The sequence below is a fragment of the Sphingomonas sp. CARO-RG-8B-R24-01 genome (genome assembly GCF_022662295.1).
GTDB lineage: Bacteria > Pseudomonadota > Alphaproteobacteria > Sphingomonadales > Sphingomonadaceae > Sphingomonas.
Genome location: NZ_JAKNQI010000008.1, coordinates 157,296 through 172,612 on the forward strand (window position 1 = coordinate 157,296; position 15,317 = coordinate 172,612).

General features: G+C 65.3%; 16 protein-coding genes. 6 read left to right on the top strand and 10 right to left on the bottom strand.

Annotated features, from left to right (window positions below):
- Window positions 1-125 precede the first annotated feature (125 nt).
- The gene (locus L8G49_RS16095; protein ID WP_242138382.1) at window positions 126-737 is read left to right on the top strand and encodes a sterol desaturase family protein; all 612 of its coding nucleotides are present in this window, start codon (window positions 126-128) and stop codon (window positions 735-737) included.
- A 21-nt stretch (window positions 738-758) separates the two neighbouring features.
- On the opposite strand, the gene L8G49_RS16100 is transcribed toward L8G49_RS16095, so the two are convergent.
- The 5 genes from L8G49_RS16100 to L8G49_RS16120 are packed head-to-tail and all read right to left on the bottom strand — an operon-like array spanning window position 759 to window position 5,991.
- Window positions 759-1,946: a glycosyltransferase family 1 protein gene (locus tag L8G49_RS16100; RefSeq protein ID WP_242186756.1), complete on the bottom strand. Its 1,188-nt coding sequence runs from the start codon at window positions 1,944-1,946 to the stop codon at window positions 759-761.
- Complete coding sequence (locus tag L8G49_RS16105) at window positions 1,943-3,577, bottom strand: beta-3-deoxy-D-manno-oct-2-ulosonic acid transferase (RefSeq protein ID WP_242186757.1); 1,635 nt, start codon at window positions 3,575-3,577, stop codon at window positions 1,943-1,945. Before L8G49_RS16105 ends, L8G49_RS16100 begins: the two co-directional genes overlap by 4 nt.
- Window positions 3,574-4,182 carry a histidine phosphatase family protein gene (locus L8G49_RS16110; protein WP_242186758.1) on the bottom strand — a complete coding sequence of 203 codons (609 nt, stop codon included), beginning with the start codon at window positions 4,180-4,182 and terminating at the stop codon, window positions 3,574-3,576. The genes L8G49_RS16105 and L8G49_RS16110 overlap by 4 nt, the downstream gene beginning before the upstream one ends.
- The gene (locus tag L8G49_RS16115) at window positions 4,173-5,024 is read right to left on the bottom strand and encodes a 3-deoxy-manno-octulosonate cytidylyltransferase (protein WP_242186759.1); all 852 of its coding nucleotides are present in this window, start codon (window positions 5,022-5,024) and stop codon (window positions 4,173-4,175) included. The genes L8G49_RS16110 and L8G49_RS16115 overlap by 10 nt, the downstream gene beginning before the upstream one ends.
- Window positions 4,996-5,991, bottom strand: coding sequence for a KpsF/GutQ family sugar-phosphate isomerase (locus L8G49_RS16120; protein WP_242138387.1), 996 nt, complete (start codon window positions 5,989-5,991; stop codon window positions 4,996-4,998). Before L8G49_RS16120 ends, L8G49_RS16115 begins: the two co-directional genes overlap by 29 nt.
- Before the next feature lie 153 nt (window positions 5,992-6,144).
- Between L8G49_RS16120 and kdsA the strand changes: the two genes are divergently transcribed.
- The 3 genes from kdsA to L8G49_RS16135 all read left to right on the top strand — a co-directional run bounded on the left by kdsA (window position 6,145) and on the right by L8G49_RS16135 (window position 9,746).
- Window positions 6,145-6,993, top strand: coding sequence for a 3-deoxy-8-phosphooctulonate synthase (gene kdsA, locus L8G49_RS16125; protein WP_242186760.1), 849 nt, complete (start codon window positions 6,145-6,147; stop codon window positions 6,991-6,993).
- A 159-nt stretch (window positions 6,994-7,152) separates the two neighbouring features.
- Window positions 7,153-7,344 (top strand): hypothetical protein, encoded by a 192-nt coding sequence (locus tag L8G49_RS16130; protein WP_242138389.1) that lies wholly within the window; start codon window positions 7,153-7,155, stop codon window positions 7,342-7,344.
- A gap of 212 nt (window positions 7,345-7,556) precedes the next feature.
- Window positions 7,557-9,746, top strand: coding sequence for a TonB-dependent receptor (locus tag L8G49_RS16135; RefSeq protein ID WP_242186761.1), 2,190 nt, complete (start codon window positions 7,557-7,559; stop codon window positions 9,744-9,746).
- 53 nt (window positions 9,747-9,799) lie between these two features.
- Here L8G49_RS16135 and L8G49_RS16140 read toward each other — a convergent pair whose 3' ends face one another.
- The 4 genes from L8G49_RS16140 to L8G49_RS16155 all read right to left on the bottom strand — a co-directional run bounded on the left by L8G49_RS16140 (window position 9,800) and on the right by L8G49_RS16155 (window position 13,541).
- Window positions 9,800-11,074: a histidine kinase dimerization/phosphoacceptor domain -containing protein gene (locus L8G49_RS16140; RefSeq protein ID WP_242186762.1), complete on the bottom strand. Its 1,275-nt coding sequence runs from the start codon at window positions 11,072-11,074 to the stop codon at window positions 9,800-9,802.
- A gap of 240 nt (window positions 11,075-11,314) precedes the next feature.
- A complete protein-coding gene (gene rpsI, locus L8G49_RS16145) occupies window positions 11,315-11,878 on the bottom strand; it encodes a 30S ribosomal protein S9 (protein WP_242138392.1) in 564 nt (187 codons plus the stop codon).
- A complete protein-coding gene (gene rplM / locus L8G49_RS16150; protein ID WP_010162051.1) occupies window positions 11,878-12,357 on the bottom strand; it encodes a 50S ribosomal protein L13 in 480 nt (159 codons plus the stop codon). Before rplM ends, rpsI begins: the two co-directional genes overlap by 1 nt.
- A 146-nt stretch (window positions 12,358-12,503) precedes the next feature.
- Complete coding sequence (locus L8G49_RS16155) at window positions 12,504-13,541, bottom strand: COX15/CtaA family protein (protein WP_242186828.1); 1,038 nt, start codon at window positions 13,539-13,541, stop codon at window positions 12,504-12,506.
- 119 nt (window positions 13,542-13,660) lie between these two features.
- Between L8G49_RS16155 and L8G49_RS16160 the strand changes: the two genes are divergently transcribed.
- The gene (locus L8G49_RS16160) at window positions 13,661-14,053 is read left to right on the top strand and encodes a MerC domain-containing protein (RefSeq protein WP_242138394.1); all 393 of its coding nucleotides are present in this window, start codon (window positions 13,661-13,663) and stop codon (window positions 14,051-14,053) included.
- Window positions 14,054-14,106: 53 nt separating this feature from the next.
- Window positions 14,107-14,583 (top strand): transcriptional repressor, encoded by a 477-nt coding sequence (locus L8G49_RS16165; RefSeq protein WP_242138395.1) that lies wholly within the window; start codon window positions 14,107-14,109, stop codon window positions 14,581-14,583.
- A 168-nt stretch (window positions 14,584-14,751) separates the two neighbouring features.
- On the opposite strand, the gene L8G49_RS16170 is transcribed toward L8G49_RS16165, so the two are convergent.
- Window positions 14,752-15,291, bottom strand: coding sequence for a GNAT family N-acetyltransferase (locus tag L8G49_RS16170; RefSeq protein ID WP_242186829.1), 540 nt, complete (start codon window positions 15,289-15,291; stop codon window positions 14,752-14,754).
- Between the last annotated feature and the right edge of the window lie 26 nt (window positions 15,292-15,317).

Sequence of the window (15,317 nt, forward strand, 5' to 3'; positions counted from 1 at the left end):
TAAACCCCCCCATCGGCCGATGCGGGGCCGCAGTTTGCCGCTTTGCGGGTTGACAGAAGGTGCCCCGTTCTGAGCATACCGCGAGCCACATCTGCGCATTGGATCCAGAATTGCGAGGCCTGCCTATGACGAATTACAGGTCCGCTGCACCGCGCATCCGGCTGTTTCGTAATGATTTGCTCGAACGGTTTACACTTATTTCACCACCGGCATTTGCTGTAACATGGACGATCTTTCTGTCCTGTGCAGTCTATGCCAGCTGGAGGGTGGTCAGCTTCGGGATGGCGATCGTGCTCGTTGCGCTCGGTCTGCTGATCTGGACGTTGTTCGAATATGCGATGCATCGGTTTATCTTTCATCTCAAACTGCGCTCGGAATGGTGGCGCAAGCTGATCTTCATCACCCATGGCAACCACCATACGATGCCCGGCGATCGGTATCGCAACATCATGCCACCGGTGGTCAGCGTGGGTATCTCGGGAATGATCTGGATTCTGTTCTATGCGCTGTTCGGCGCTCCGGGGTCCGTGTTGTTTCTGGGTTTCGGGATCGGATATGTCGTGTACGACGTGATCCATTATGCGTGCCATCAGCTTCCCATGCGCGGGCCGCTGCTGCGCAAATTGCGCCAGCATCATATCCGGCATCATTATGCCAAGCAGGAAGGCAATTTCGCGATCACCGCGATCGTGTGGGACCACGTGTTCGGCACCTACATTCCAACCAAGAAGAAGTGATCGACCGAGACGGCGTCCCGGTCAGCGCTGGAGCGCAGTGATCGCCGTCTCCACGATCGCGATATGATCGGCCCATGTTGGCGGGCGATAGGCCGGAAGCCGCAGTAGCTGGGCAGCGCGGAGCGGACCATCGTCGTAATGATCGAGGATGGCGGCGCGCCACGCTGGCCCGTCGAGCGGATCGCGATAGTCCGGGACATCGCCGCCGGCCTCGCGCAAGGCAGGCAAGTCGCTGCAAATAACCGGGGTACCGACCGCGAGCGCTTCCGCCACGGGCATGCCATACCCTTCCGCGAAGGATGGCAACAGCAGCGCGCGCGCACCGCGCAGTAGCGCATCGAGGTCCTGGTCCGAACAGCCGTTGCGCTCCTCGACATGGCCACGCAGCGCCGGGCAGCGCTCGAGCATGTCGAGGACCTGTTCGTTTTCCCACCCGCGACGCCCCACGATGATCAGCTTCGGAATGGCGTGCTGCGGCAAGGTCTCGGCAAGGGTGCGCCACAGGTGCAGCAGCAACAGGTGGTTCTTGCGCGGCTCGATCGTCCCGACGCACAGGAAGTAGCGCCCATCGGGGACGTCCATCGCCCGCGTTGGCATCGATTGCGTCCCGAGCAGGGCCACGTGCATGGCGACCGTCCGCCCCGTCTTCTCGATCCATGGTCGCATCGATTCGCCCGTCGCTGCCGAATTGACGATCACGCCATCCGCCAGCGATGCGATCGTCTCGATCCGGCGGCGATGCAGGAGTGCACCGTCGGGCCGCGCATATTCGGGATATTCGATCGGGATAAGGTCGTGGACCAGGCACAGGAACCGCGCCTGTTCCTGATCGAGAATGCGCCTGACCAGCGCAGGGCGGGTCAAATGGTGTGGCGAGGCCTGCACATAGACGGTCCCGGGCGACGCGCGGCCACGTTTCGGGAGCAGCGAGAGCAGCAGCGGGAGTGTCTCGGCGACCGAGCGTTGCGCAACGCCGCCGCCCTCGCTGTCCCAGCGGCGCTCCAGCAGGTCGAGATACCGCAGCGCGCTACGGTGCGACAGCCGGCCGTAGCCCGCCAGCGGGTGGACGGCGGCAAAATCCAGGCGGTCGCCCAGGCGCGCGACAAGGCCGCGGGCGTACGCCATTTCGACCCGATCGACGCCGGATGGCGTATGATGTCGCGCGCGGGAAACCAGCCGCGAGAGATCCAGAATCACGCGTTTCGTCACGATTTGCGTGCCCCGGTGATGCGCCCCTGGAGTCGACGGAGCCGCGTGATCCATCCGAGGCGATTGCGCGCGGCCCCTTGCCCCATGCGCGCGATCAGCACTTCGGGCGTACAGGGCAGGCCCGTGACCGGATCGAGATAGCGGGGATATTGGATCAACACCCCGGCGATCAGGTCCAGCACGGTCCGTGCGCGACCGCGGCGTTCGGGCACAATTCCAAGATCGCGTGTGACCCCCCAGCCGGCGTAGAACGGCGTGCCGTGGCAGGTGACGTCACGACCCCGGAGCAGGGCTTCGAATCCGGTCAGCGACGTCAATACATGGACGCCATCGACCAGGTCGAGCAGCGGCGCCATCCCACCGCCCTCGACCACCCGGTCGGCGTAGCGCAGCGCATCGCTCTCCGACACCGCGCCCCTGCGATGACCGGCGGTCACATCGGGGTGCGGACGAAACCAGATTTCAGCAGCGGGTTCGAGCTGCCGCGCGCGGCGCAGCAGGTCGAGGTTACTGGCAAGGCCCCCGCCGCCGAGCCGCACCGACATGTCGTCCTCGACCTGCCCGGGCACGAGGACGAGGCGACGTCCCGCCTGTCGCGGCGGAAAGGCGTGGGGCATGTCACTGCCGTACTTGCTGATTCCCGCTTGCAGGATCGTTTCGCGCAGCCGCGCTGCCCGCGCCAGCAGGGCCGGCGCAAAATCGGCGTTTGCGAGCAAGGTTTCCAGATCGCTCGGCTTGCCTGGGTCGTAATGGATGCCGCGCCAATCGACCGCGACGGAGGACGGGGGTACCAGATTGCTGCCGAGCCCGACCGACCGGACGAACCCGTCCTCGACGCGAACGAGCGGAATGGCGCGGACGGCCGCGGCCTCGATCATCGCGCTTGAGACGCGGGACGGCCATATCGCAACCGCCCCGCCCAGCCGGGCCGCATGATCCAGCGCCCGGCGCTCCGACCGGAAGAAGCGAAGCGGATGTTCCGGCGTGTACAGAAAGCGCCCGATCTCCTGGCGCTTCCACCAGCTGAAGCCGCAACCGGCGACGATATTGCGGTTGTCCGCGAACATCCGTCGCCAATCGCCCAGGACCGCGATGGTCGCGAACAGGTCGGCGGGCTGTCCGGTGAACGGATCGCGGTACAGCTTCTGGAATAGCTGCCGGGCAACCCGCTCGCGAAGGGTCGCCGCGTCGTCCCCAGGCGTGCCGTAGCGCCCTGCCGTCATTAGGCGGACCGGCACCCCCGCGATCACGGCAAGCGCCACCCATTCGTCGTCGCCATGCGCGACGAGGGCGGTCATGTTCGGTTGCATCGACCAGAAATCGACCGGGGACGCTTGCTCGTCGATCGTGGCCATGGCCTGCGCGGTAGGCCGATCGCCTTCCGGCACCAGCGCAAGGGCAACGCCGCTTTCGGCGTCCGATCGGGGCCGGTATATCGCGCACGACCTTGCCGGAAGTCGTTGCCGTCCCCAGAAATCGCCCCCCACGCGGGCCTCGCGGATCGCCGAGAACAGTCGTTCGATGCGGTCGGGCGTGACATCCGGGGCGGGGCAGTCGCCCGGGCGGGTAACAGCGGCGTCGATCCCCGGGAAAGGAGGCGCGCGGAGCAGCGGCAATGCAACGCCCGTCATGGTCTGCGATCCCATACGGCAAGGCGGAGGATGCCGGCCCGGCGTTCGATCACGGCATAGGCTCCGGTGCGCAGCTTGAGCGAGGCAAGTTGCGAGGCGTCGCGCTGCAAGGCCGGGTCGGCGTGCAACGCAAAGCGCGCCGCACCGTTGCTCGTCACGACCAGCACGCATCCCCCCGCCGTGGTCATCAGGGTGCGCCAGCCCTCGATCCGTTGATCGACATCGACGACCCATCCCGGGGGTACCTGCGCTGCGGTATCCCAGCGCGCGAGCGCCGCCATGCCGAGCCGTGCGACAACGTCCTGCTCGAGCCGCCCCTCGTCCGGGCCATGATCGATCTCGGTCAGCCAATCGGCGGCTTCGATCCGCGGCGCGTCCGGCTGATCGGCGAGGATCCCTGCGATCGTGGCGCGCGTACGCAACAGCGGTGCCGCAAGGGCGCGATCGAAGCGCAGGCCCTGCCGCGCGAAGGCCACGCCCAGCGCCTGTGCTTGCGCCACGCCGCTTTCGACGAGCGGCAGGTCCGTCGCCGCGCCGATCCTGCGTGCGGGCTCGCCCACGGCAAAGGTGTTGCCGTGCCGAACGATCACGAGCGTCAGATCCATGAGAGTAGGGGTTCGCCGTGTTCGGTGATCAAGCGTTCGGCCATGGCCACGTCGGCAGCCGTATCGATCCCCGACATGCTGTGCGGCGACGGATCGGCGGCGACCGTCAGTATGTCGTCACCCGACTCCAGGAAGCGCAACTGTTCAAGGCCTTCAAGCCGTTCATAGCACGTCGGCGTCGTCGCCTCGAACCGTTGCAAGGCAGCGAATGTGTAGGCGTAAAGTCCGATGTGGCGGAACACCGGCGACAGGAGATCGCGCTCGCGCCCCCGCGCTTCGTCGCGGATCGCGGGGATGATGGCCTTGGAAAACCACAGCGCGCGGCCATCGGGACGACGCGTACAGGTCGTTCCACTGAACGGCGAAACCGCCTTTTGCGCGCGCAACGCATCGAGCGCCGGCCAGGCCAGCTGGATCACCGGGGTCGCGACACCGCACGACGATGCCCGCAGCGCGGCGATCAGCGTCGCGATCGTCGCCGGCTGAACGAACGGCGCGTCCCCCTGGAGATTGACGACGATGGGTGGCGCATCGCGGCGACTAAGCGCGGCTGCCCAGGCGCGGCCCGATCCGGATGCGATGGCAGGATCGGTCATCACCGCGTCGCAGCCGAGGCTGTGGGCATGGTCGAGGATCCGCCGGTCGTCCGTCGCGACGACCACGTCGACATTCCCCGCGCGCCGCGCGCCTTCGCGCGCGATCGCCACGACGCGCGCGAGCAGCGTCTGTCCCGCGATCGGGAGCAGGGGTTTGCCGGGCAGACGTTGGGACCCGAAGCGGGCCGGAACCACGATCAGGTCGGGCGCGGCTACCTCAGGCAACGCCTGCCCGCAGAATGTCATGGAGATGGATGACGCCGACCAGCCGGTCCTTTTCGCACACGAATAAGACCGAGACGGCATTGTCGTTGATGATCCGCAACGCGTCCGAGGTCAGCGTATCGGGCGCGACCGTGATCGGTGTCGCGGTCATATGCTCGCCGATGGCGTCTCCGAGCCGCTCGCTGGCAAAGCTGCGCCGGAGGTCGCCGTCGGTGAAGACGCCGACGAGCCTGTCCTGCAGGTCGACGACCGCGGTGCAGCCATAGCGCTTGCGACTCATCTCGATCGTCGCGTCGAGCAGGGTTGCGCCCATCCGCACCATCGGTACGTCGGCCTCGCTCGCCATCAGTTGCGCGACGGTCGTCAGCTGGGCGCCCAACCGGCCGCCCGGGTGGAAGGTCAAAAAGTCCGACCGCGAGAAACCGCGCTGTTCGGTCAATGCCACCGCAATGGCATCGCCCAGCACCGCCTGCACGGTGCTCGACGAGGTCGGCGCGAGTTCGTTGGGGCATGCCTCGCGAACCGTCGGCAACGCGAGGCAGATATCGGCGGCGCGTCCCGCGGTGCTTTCCGGATTGGCGGTAGCGACGATCAGCCGGACGCCGAAGCGGCGACAATAAGTGATGATCGCGCCGAGTTCGGTCGTCTCGCCGGACCAGCTCAGGGCGAAGACGATGTCACCGACGCTGATCATGCCCAGGTCGCCGTGGCTCGCCTCGCTGGAGTGCAGAAACAGCGCGGGCGTGCCGGTCGAGGCCAAAGTGGCGGCGATCTTGCGACCGACCAGGCCGCTTTTCCCCATGCCGGTCACGATCAGGCGCCCGGACAGCGCGCCGATCTCGGCCACCGTCTGCAGGAAACTCTGCCGCAGGGGCGATGTGCGCAGCGCTTCCGACAGGGCGTGCAACGCATCGATCTCGATCCGCGTCGTCCGCAAGGCGGAGAGCAATCCCTTCTCGTCTGATACTTTCGCGGCGATCGCGTGCATGGACTCTCTCAACGTTGCTCTGACCCCCCAGTCGGTTTGCAACTAAAGTGTTATCGCGTTGACTTCCAGCGAAACGACGGCAGAAGTCGCGGCGTCACCAGCCGCCGCCATTTAGGCGTGTTTTGGCGCCGGCACGATGAGGGAAAACGGATAATGCGTCTGTGTGGGCGAGACATCGGTCCAGCCGAGCCGATCTTCTTCATCGTCGGTCCGTGCGTGATCGAAAGCGAGTCGTTCGCTCTGTCCACCGCGACGCAGTTGCGCGCGATCGCCGACCGGCTTGGCGTGCTGCTGATCTACAAGAGCTCGTTCGACAAGGCCAATCGCAGCTCCGGGAAATCCTTCCGTGGTCCCGGGATCGAAGAAGGGCTGCGCATTCTCGAAAAGGTCCGCGCCGAAACCGGGTTGCCGGTGCTGACCGACGTGCATGGCGACGACCAGGTCAAGATGGTGGCCGAGGTTGTCGACGTGTTGCAGACACCCGCCTTCCTTGCGCGGCAGACCGATTTCATTGCGGCGGTCGCGGCGTCCGGCAAGCCCGTCAACATCAAGAAGGGCCAGTTCCTGGCGCCCGGCGACATGATTCACGTCGCCGACAAGGCTCGCGCCGCCGCCGCCGCGGCAGGGGTGGAAACCGACAATTTCATGATGTGCGAACGCGGCGCGAGCTTCGGCTACAACAATCTGGTGTCCGACATGCGCAGCCTTGCGATCATGCGGGACACCCATTGCCCGGTCGTGTTCGACGCGACGCATTCGGTCCAGTTGCCGGGCGGGCAGGGGGACCGTTCGGGCGGACAGCGGGAATTCGTTCCCGTGCTGGCGCGTGCTGCCGTCGCCGCAGGGATTTCTGGCTTGTTCGTGGAATCGCATCCCGATCCCGACCAGGCGATGTCGGATGGACCCAACAGCTGGCCGCTCGACCGCCTTGAACCGCTGCTGGAGCAGCTGATCGCGATCGACTCGCTCGTCAAGCAGGGTGGTCTCGACCCGCGCTTCTGAAGCATCCCCCGATCAGGGAACACGTCTTCCGCCATGTTCGCCCATGTTCCCGTATCGATCGGCCTACAGCTGGCATGCTGGGGAATCGGACGTCTGTTCGGCGTGCGCAATACGCCCTGCGTGTGGATGGGATGCTTTGCTGGCAGCGCGGCGTGCATCATGCGCGAGATCACCCAGCGCGAATATCAGTGGATCGAGCAATTCGGCGCGGGGCGCCGCGCGAACATGCCCGGCTATGCCGGGCTCGAGATCTGGCAGTGGAACAGCCATTCGATCAGCGAGACGGTCGTCGCGATCGCGGCATCCCTCGCACTGGCCACGATCGTCACCCTGCGCGGCACGCAGCGCTGATCCGCCAGGCGCGCGGCGGGTGCGCCCATCATTCCCGGAACGCTGTCGTTCATCTCCGCGAAAGCTTGCGAGCCCCACGTCAGCGCAGCGTGGCGGAAAGGTCATGGCCGAATCGTTCCGGGAGACGATGAGACGGCCTTGATACTTTATCTCATCACATGTACGGAACCGCCGTCGCACCGAACTAAGTTGCTCGAAAAGGCTGTCTCCCCATGCTTCGATCCCTTCTTTTGTCGAGTGTTGCCGTGTCGCTGCTGATGCCCGTGGCGGCCGTCGCACAGCAGACGCAGACGATCGAAACGGCCGTGGACTCCACGCCGGCACCAACGGCGACCGCATCGCCCGGCACCCCTGCAGGCCCCGACATCGTCATCACCGGTCGCCTCGACGCGGCGCGCGCCTCGATCCAGCCGAGCCTTGGCGCGACGACCTATTCGATCACCAACGCCCAGATCCAGGCGCTGCCCGGCGGCGACAACCTCCAGCTCAACCAGATCCTGCTGCAATTGCCGGGCGTGGTGCAGGATGGCGGGGGCCAGTTCCACGTGCGCGATGATCACAACAATCTGCAATATCGCATCAACGGCACGATCCTGCCCGAAGGCGTCTCGGTGTTCGGCCAGACGCTCAGCCCGCGCATCGTCGAGCGGTTCGACCTGCGCACCGGCGCGCTCCCCGCGCAATATGGCCTGCGCACGGCGGGGATCATCGACGTCACGACCAAGAGCCATTTCGACAATAGCGGCGTCGCCTCGCTGTACGGCGGTACCAACGACACGATCCAGCCGAGCGTCGAATATGGCGGGTCGACGGGACAGACCAACTACTTCGTCACCGGCAGCTACAAGCACAGCAACATCGGGATCGAGGCGGTCGATCCCGGGCGCACGCCGATCCATGACAATACCGACCAATATCAGGGCTTCGTCTATCTCGACCATACGCTGGATTCGAACAACCGCGTTTCGCTGATCGGGGGTTATGCAGACCAGAACTTCCAGATTCCCAACCCGCGCGGTCTGCATCCGGACAGCGGCTATACCGTTGGTGGACAGACGGACTTCCTCAGCAACGATCTCGACGAGCGCCAGCACGAGCAGACTGCCTTCGCGCTCGCCAGCCTGCTGCACGATGCCGGGCCGCTGACGCTCCAGGCGTCCCTGTTCGCGCGCTATTCCGCGCTGCGCTATACGCCCGACGTGGTCGGCGAACTGCTGTTCAACGGTCTCGCGCAGAACGCCTATAAGCGCGACTTCACCTTCGGCGGGCAGGTCGAGGGCGCGTATCGCCTGAGTTCCGCCCATACGCTGCGCGGCGGCGTGATCGTGTCGCGCGATCGCAACAACAGCCAGACCGCGACTCAGGTGTTGCCGGGCACGTATGATGCCGATCGCGCCTTCACCCAGACCGGACAGCCGGTCACCGTCGTGGACAATGGCGCCAAGACCGAAATGACGTACAGTGTCTATCTCCAGGACGAATGGAAGATCGCCGAGCCTCTGGTCGTCAATTTCGGCGGACGCTTCGACCATTATGACGGCTATCGTTCGGAAAGCGCCTTCTCGCCGCGCGTCAATGCCGTGCTGACGCCAGTCGAAGGGCTTGCGCTCCATGCCGGCTATTCGCGCTATTTCTCGCCGCCGCCATTTGCCAATGTCGCGACGACCAGCGTGCTCAAGTTCCGTGGCACAAGTGCACAGGCGCCGGGCGACGATGGCGCAAATACGCCACTCGCGGATGCGCCTTACGCAGAGAAGCAGGATTATTTCGATATCGGCGGGCAGTGGAAGCTGTCGCCGACGGTGACGGTCGGACTCGATGGCTATTATCGCAAATCGTACGACCTGCTCGACGAAGGGCAGTTCGGCGCGCCGATCATCCTGACGCCGTTCAATTACGGGCGCGGGACGATCAAGGGGGCCGAGGCAAACGTCAGCTATGCCGCGCACGGCCTGTCGCTGTACGGCAACCTTGCCTATGCCAAGGCGCAGGGGACCAACATCGTCTCGTCACAGTTCAATTTTGCGCCCGCCGACCTGGCGACGATCGCGCGCCAGTCGATCTATCTCGACCACGACCAGACATGGACCGCCTCGGCGGGTGCGTCCTATCGCATCGAGCAGGGCGGGTTGCGGAACACGCGGATCGGCGGGTCGATGCTGTACGGGTCAGGCCTGCGCCGCGACGGCGATGTTCCCAACGGCGGCAAGCTGCCTGCCTATGCGGTCTTCAACCTGACCACGAGCCACACTTTCACCGGCCCGGGGATCGAGATCCGTGCGGACATCATCAACGTAGCGGACCATGTGTACGAGATCCGCGACGGTTCCGGGGTCGGGGTCGGTGCGCCGCAATTCGGTGCGCGGCGCGGCTTCCTGTTCGGGATCAGCAAGACGATCTGACCGGCTGGGGGACCGATCGTCGCTCGAACAGGACTGGATTGCGCCAGAGGCCGTCAGCTTGAGCGCCCTTGCGCGGGGAACGTCACGACGAACTGCCCGCCGCCGTCCGACTGTGCCTCGACGGTTCCGTCGAGGCTGCGCGCCAGCGTGCGAATCAATTGCAGGCCGAGGCTTGTCGATGATCCTGCGCGGACGTCGAACGTTTCCGGCAGCCCCGCGCCGTAATCGCGAACGGACAACGTCACCAACACGTCGTTCGCGATCGCGGTGACGGACACCCTGCCGCCCTCCTCGCCATATGCGTGCTTTGCCGCATTGGTGACGAGCTCGGTGATCAACAGCCCGACCGCGACCGCCTGATCCGCATCGATCGAAATCGCATCCGAGGTGCATTCAAGCGTCAGGCTGGGCAATTGTCCCGCCAGGCTCGCGCAGAGATCGTCGAGCAACGCCCGCATGTCGACCCGCCCGGTACCCTGCCGCCACAATTGGTCGTGCGTCCGCGCGATCGCGATGACGTGCCCCGACGCTTCGTTGAGCGCGTTCGATACCTCGGGGAGCGCGTTGCTGCGCGATTGCAGGTGGAGGATGCTCGACAGCATCGTCAGGCTGTTCTTGACGCGGTGGCTCGCCTCCTGGACGAGCACCTTCTGGTAGTCGAGCGCCTCTGCCAGCCGCCGCTCGCCCTCCTGCCGGTCCATCGCCACCCCGAGCAGATTGGCGAAGCCCTGCAGGAACGCGATGTCGGCGGCCTCGAACTGGCCCGCGCTCGGGCTGTCGACCTCGAGCACGCCCCAGGCGCCCGCCGTGGTCGAGATCAGCACGTTGATCGCGCGGCGCACGCCGTGTTCGACCATGATCTGCGGCGTGCGGAAGCGCTCCTCGCCCTCGAGATGGTTGGAGATGACTGGGGTACCGTTGCGAAACGCAAAGCCGGCGGGTGATTCCTCGTCCGCGCCGAGCGTGGCGTTGCCGATCACTCCGGCCTTCCAGCCAACGCCAGCGCGGAACAGCAGGTCGTCTTGTGCAGGCCGATATTCCAGCACCTTGCACAGTCCGGTCTGCATGCCGTCAGCCGCCATTTCGGCCGCCTTCGTCAAAAGCGCGGCGTTATCGCGGCATTGCAACGCGAACAGTCCGAAATCCGAAAGGATCGCCTGCTGCTGAAGCCGATAGCCGAGCAGCGACCCGGCGCCGACCTGTTCGATCGCCTCGGCAAAGGAGGTCGGTTCATTCGACGTGCCCTCCGCAGTCTCGACGACGTCGTCCGAGGGACCGTCCAGCAAGGCGGTCTGGGTCGTGGCGGGCGGGGTGGCGTCGTCGGTCACTGGGCAAGGTCCTGTGGCGGGGGAGTAAGTTCCCCCCGTTCGTTTCGAGCGTAGTCGAGAAACCGGCGCTGTGCCGGGTTTCTCGACGTCGTTCGCAACGAACGAGAAAGGGTGTCCTTATCGTGCGGGGCCAATGGTCCGGCTCATCAATAAGAATGGTATCGCCTCGCCTTCTGCCCCAAACGAAAAAGGCGGCCCGTTGCCGGACCGCCCTTTCGCAAGCATCGAAGGTCTGGAAGCTTAGCGCTTCGAGAACTGGAAGCTACGACGTGCCTTCGCACGGCCGTACTTCTTGCGCTCGACGGTACGGCTGTCGCGCGTCAGGAAGCCTGCCGCCTTGACGGGCGCGCGCAGGATCGGCTCGAACTTGGTCAGTGCCTGGCTGATGCCATGCTTGACCGCGCCGGCCTGGCCCGAAAGGCCACCACCCTTGACGGTGCAGACGACGTCATACGCACCCTCGCGCTCGGTCACACCGAACACCTGGTTGATGACGAGACGCAGCGTCGGACGTGCGAAATACACTTCCTGGTCACGACCGTTGATCGTGATCTTGCCCGAGCCGGGCTTGATCCAGACGCGTGCGACGGCGTCCTTACGACGACCGGTCGCATAGGCGCGGCCGTACTGGTCGAGGATCTGCTCGCGCAGCGGCATCGTCGGAGCGGCGGGCTCCTCGATCTTGCCGGCCATGTAGTCCTCGGCCTGCGCGTCGGACTGGGCTGCTGCAGCCGGAGCGGCGGCAGGGGCGGGGGTGTTGGTCAGAGCGGCGAGATCAGCCAGCGACTGGCGGTTGTCGGACATTATGCGCCCACCTTGTTCTTGCGGTTCATGCTGGCGATGTCGAGAACCTCGGGGTTCTGCGCCTCATGCGGATGCTCCGTGCCGGCGAAGACGCGCAGGTTGCGCATCTGCTGACGGCCGAGCGGGCCGCGCGGAATCATCCGCTCAATGGCCTTTTCGATCACGCGCTCGGGGAAGCGACCTTCGAGCACCTTGCCCGCGGTGATTCCCTTGATGCCGCCGGCATAACCGGTGTGCTTGTAATAGACCTTGTCCTTGAGCTTGTTGCCCGTGAACCGCACCTTGTCCGCGTTGATGATGATGACATTGTCACCGCAATCGACGTGGGGCGTGAAGCTCGGCTTGTGCTTGCCGCGCAGGATGTTGGCAATGATCGAGGCCATGCGGCCAACGACCAGACCATCGGCATCGACGATGATCCATTTCTTCTCCACCTCATACGGCAATGCCGGCTTGGTGGTCTTCATCAGCGCCTTCATGGGGCTTGTGACCTTACATAGCTAAAATGACGGATGCCGCCCCGGGGGACGGCATCGTTGGAGCGGCTATTGCTGTGCGCGGGCCGGAAAGTCAAGGTTTCGGCGGGTTTCCCGACAGGTATCGGGATACCTCTGGCAATCCCGCCTCAGATCGTACGACGTCCGACTGCATGCGCCGCGGCGATCGCTGCGATCAACAGCAGGGCGGCATTCGCTTGGTGCGCCACGGCGACGACGATCTCGACGCCGGTGAGCAGCGTGGCGATCCCAAGGAGGATCTGGCCCACGACCAGTGCGATCGCGATGGCACCGATTCGCGGCGCGCCCGCCCGGATCGCGCGCCAGCCCAGCGCGACGATTCCCGCTGCGGCGATAAAGGCGAGCCAGCGGTGGATGAACTGGACGACGATCGGATTGTCGATCGCGTTGCGCCACATCGGATCCGTCATCGGCGTGGCGGCGGGGAAGATCTCGTCCCCCATCAACGGCCAGCTCGAGAAGGCATAGCCCGCATCGAGCCCCGCGGTGAACGCGCCGAACATGATCTGCGTGAACAAGAGCACCAGCGCCGCCGCCGCGAAAGCGCGCAGCCGGGCTGGACGCGCGAGGCGAGTCGCAGCGAGGTCGCGCAGGTCGAGCGCGGTCCATACCGTTCCCGCCAGGAGCGTCAGCGCGGTGACAAGATGGATCGCGAGCCGGATATGGCTGACGTCGGTACGCTTGGTCAGCCCCGACGACACCATCCACCAGCCGATCGCGCCCTGCAGCACGATCAGCGCAACCAGCGCGCCTAGCCGAGGCGCATAACCACGCGGCAGGCGTCCGCGCACCCAGAAATAGAGGAACGGCAGCAGGTAGACCATGCCGACCACGCGGCCGAGCAAACGGTGGACATATTCCCAGAAGAAGATCGCCTGGAACCCGGCCAGCGTCATTCCGCGGTTGAGCTGCTGATATTCCGGGATGCGTTTGTAATTGTCGAATTCGGCCTGCCACTGCGCGGCATTGAGCGGCGGGATGATCCCGGTGAGCGGTTTCCACTGGGTGATCGACAGCCCCGATTCGGTCAGGCGGGTGATCCCGCCGATGATCACCATGGCGACGACGAGCGCCGCCGCCACGAACAGCCAGACCGACAGCGTGGCGGGCCGGACGCGAGCGGGAAGCGAGGAAGCTTGAAGCATCTTCAAGCCTTACGCCTCGGGCAGGCACACGTCGATTGTTGAATGCTGCAGCCGGCGTGCAAAAAAGAGTACCATGATATGTTGTAACTTGGCGTGGGTCATGCCACATGCCGCTCAGCATGACGACGCTCGCTTCTTTTCCTGTCTATCGTTGGATCGAGCAGCGATTCGACAATATGGCGATCGGGCTCTCCGGGCTGTGCGTGGTGCATTGCATCGCGAGTTCGGTGTTCCTGGCGCTCGCGGCATCGGCGGGAGGGCTGCTGCTCAACCCTTTGTTCCACGAGATCGGGCTGACGATCGCGATCGGTTTCGGCGTGCTCGCGCTGGGGCGCGGGATCTTTACGCATGGCTATATGATGCCCGCCGTGGTCGGATCGGCTGGACTCGGGATGATGGCGGGCGCCATCTCGCTGCCGCACGATGGCGATGGCCTGGAAACGATCTGGACGCTGATCGGCGTGGCGACGCTCGCACTCGGGCACGACCTCAACCGTCGCGCCGCCTGCTGAGCGAATTCCGGCCGGACATTGCGGCCGGGCCGGGCAGGGGCTATCTCCCGTCCATGGCGACGCATCGACATTATCACCCGCAGGACGCCGATCTGGCCGTGGCGGCGCAGGCGACGCTCGAGCGATCGGGCGAGCAATGGACCGTCATGCGGGCCAACATCTTCCGCGCGCTGGCGGGGTTCGACAAGCCGGCCTCGGCCTATGACATCGCCGAGGCGGTTTCCAAGACCGAAGGGCGCAGGGTTGCGGCTAACAGCGTGTACCGCATCCTCGACCTGTTCGTTGCGTCGAACCTCGCCCGCCGGGTCGAAAGCGCGAATGCCTATATCGCCAATGCCCACCCAGACTGTCTGCACGACTGCATTTTCCTGGTGTGCGATTCCTGCGGGCAGATCGTCCATCTGGATGACGACCGGCTGACCAAGGGGGTGCGGACTGCCGCGGAAGCTGCGGGTTTCACGCCCGAACGCCCGGTGATCGAAGTGCGCGGCACATGTGCCGCATGTACGGCGACCGCGAAGGCTGCGTAGCGGGGGGCGTCGACCTACCCCTGCCGCTTCCCCGGCGAAGGCCGGGGCCCAGTAGCGAAGGTGGTCGTCAGAGAGCGCAGCGCCAGAGCATCGACGGCCCGCTCCTGGGCCCCGGCCTTCGCCGGGGAAGTGATTGGTATTAAAAGTGATCGCTGCTTAAATTGTGAATCACCCCAGCGCTTTCCCCATCCGCACCCCCGGCACCGGCGGCCCCGCCGGCGCCATCCGCGCGACCCGCTCGATCTCGGTATAGCCGCATGCGCGGTATAACGGCTCGCCTGCGAGCGTCGCCATCAGTTCGGCGCGCCTGAAGCCGGCGGCTCGCGCCGCATCTTCGCACAAGGCCAGTACCAAGCGGCCGACGCCGCTCCGGATGAAATCGGGGTTGGTGTACATCGCCCGAATCCGTGCGGGATCTTTCGCCGGATCGAGCGTTCGAACGTCGCGTGCGACCGCGCTCGTATCCCCGCCATACAGCGTCGCGCGAAAGCTCCAGCCGCCACAGCCCGCCAGGGCACCCGCCTCCTCGACAAGGAAGTAGGTCCGGTCGGCGATCAGTTGTGTGTCGAGCCCCATGCTCAGCCGACTCGCCGCGATCGCATCGGGGTCGAGAAAGGCGGTCTGCAGCGATAGGATGGCGCGTTCCATCAGGTCGGCGATCGCGGGAATGTCGGCTTCGGTCGCCGTGCGGTAGGAAAAGTCGCGCATGGCATCCTTGTCGTGCGCGATTGCAA

What these genes read in the sequence shown, in the direction of transcription:
- L8G49_RS16095 (WP_242138382.1), top strand. Translation starts at nt 126, where the DNA reads ATGACGAATTACAGGTCCGCTGCACCGCGCATCCGGCTGTTTCGTAAT.
- L8G49_RS16105 (WP_242186757.1), bottom strand. Translation starts at nt 3,577, where the DNA reads ATGACGGGCGTTGCATTGCCGCTGCTCCGCGCGCCTCCTTTCCCGGGG.
- L8G49_RS16110 (WP_242186758.1), bottom strand. Translation starts at nt 4,182, where the DNA reads ATGGATCTGACGCTCGTGATCGTTCGGCACGGCAACACCTTTGCCGTG.
- L8G49_RS16115 (WP_242186759.1), bottom strand. Translation starts at nt 5,024, where the DNA reads ATGACATTCTGCGGGCAGGCGTTGCCTGAGGTAGCCGCGCCCGACCTG.
- L8G49_RS16120 (WP_242138387.1), bottom strand. Translation starts at nt 5,991, where the DNA reads ATGCACGCGATCGCCGCGAAAGTATCAGACGAGAAGGGATTGCTCTCC.
- kdsA (WP_242186760.1), top strand. Translation starts at nt 6,145, where the DNA reads ATGCGTCTGTGTGGGCGAGACATCGGTCCAGCCGAGCCGATCTTCTTC.
- L8G49_RS16130 (WP_242138389.1), top strand. Translation starts at nt 7,153, where the DNA reads ATGCGCGAGATCACCCAGCGCGAATATCAGTGGATCGAGCAATTCGGC.
- L8G49_RS16135 (WP_242186761.1), top strand. Translation starts at nt 7,557, where the DNA reads ATGCTTCGATCCCTTCTTTTGTCGAGTGTTGCCGTGTCGCTGCTGATG.
- rpsI (WP_242138392.1), bottom strand. Translation starts at nt 11,878, where the DNA reads ATGTCCGACAACCGCCAGTCGCTGGCTGATCTCGCCGCTCTGACCAAC.
- rplM (WP_010162051.1), bottom strand. Translation starts at nt 12,357, where the DNA reads ATGAAGGCGCTGATGAAGACCACCAAGCCGGCATTGCCGTATGAGGTG.
- L8G49_RS16155 (WP_242186828.1), bottom strand. Translation starts at nt 13,541, where the DNA reads ATGCTTCAAGCTTCCTCGCTTCCCGCTCGCGTCCGGCCCGCCACGCTG.
- L8G49_RS16160 (WP_242138394.1), top strand. Translation starts at nt 13,661, where the DNA reads ATGACGACGCTCGCTTCTTTTCCTGTCTATCGTTGGATCGAGCAGCGA.
- L8G49_RS16165 (WP_242138395.1), top strand. Translation starts at nt 14,107, where the DNA reads ATGGCGACGCATCGACATTATCACCCGCAGGACGCCGATCTGGCCGTG.
- L8G49_RS16170 (WP_242186829.1), bottom strand. Translation starts at nt 15,291, where the DNA reads ATGCGCGACTTTTCCTACCGCACGGCGACCGAAGCCGACATTCCCGCG.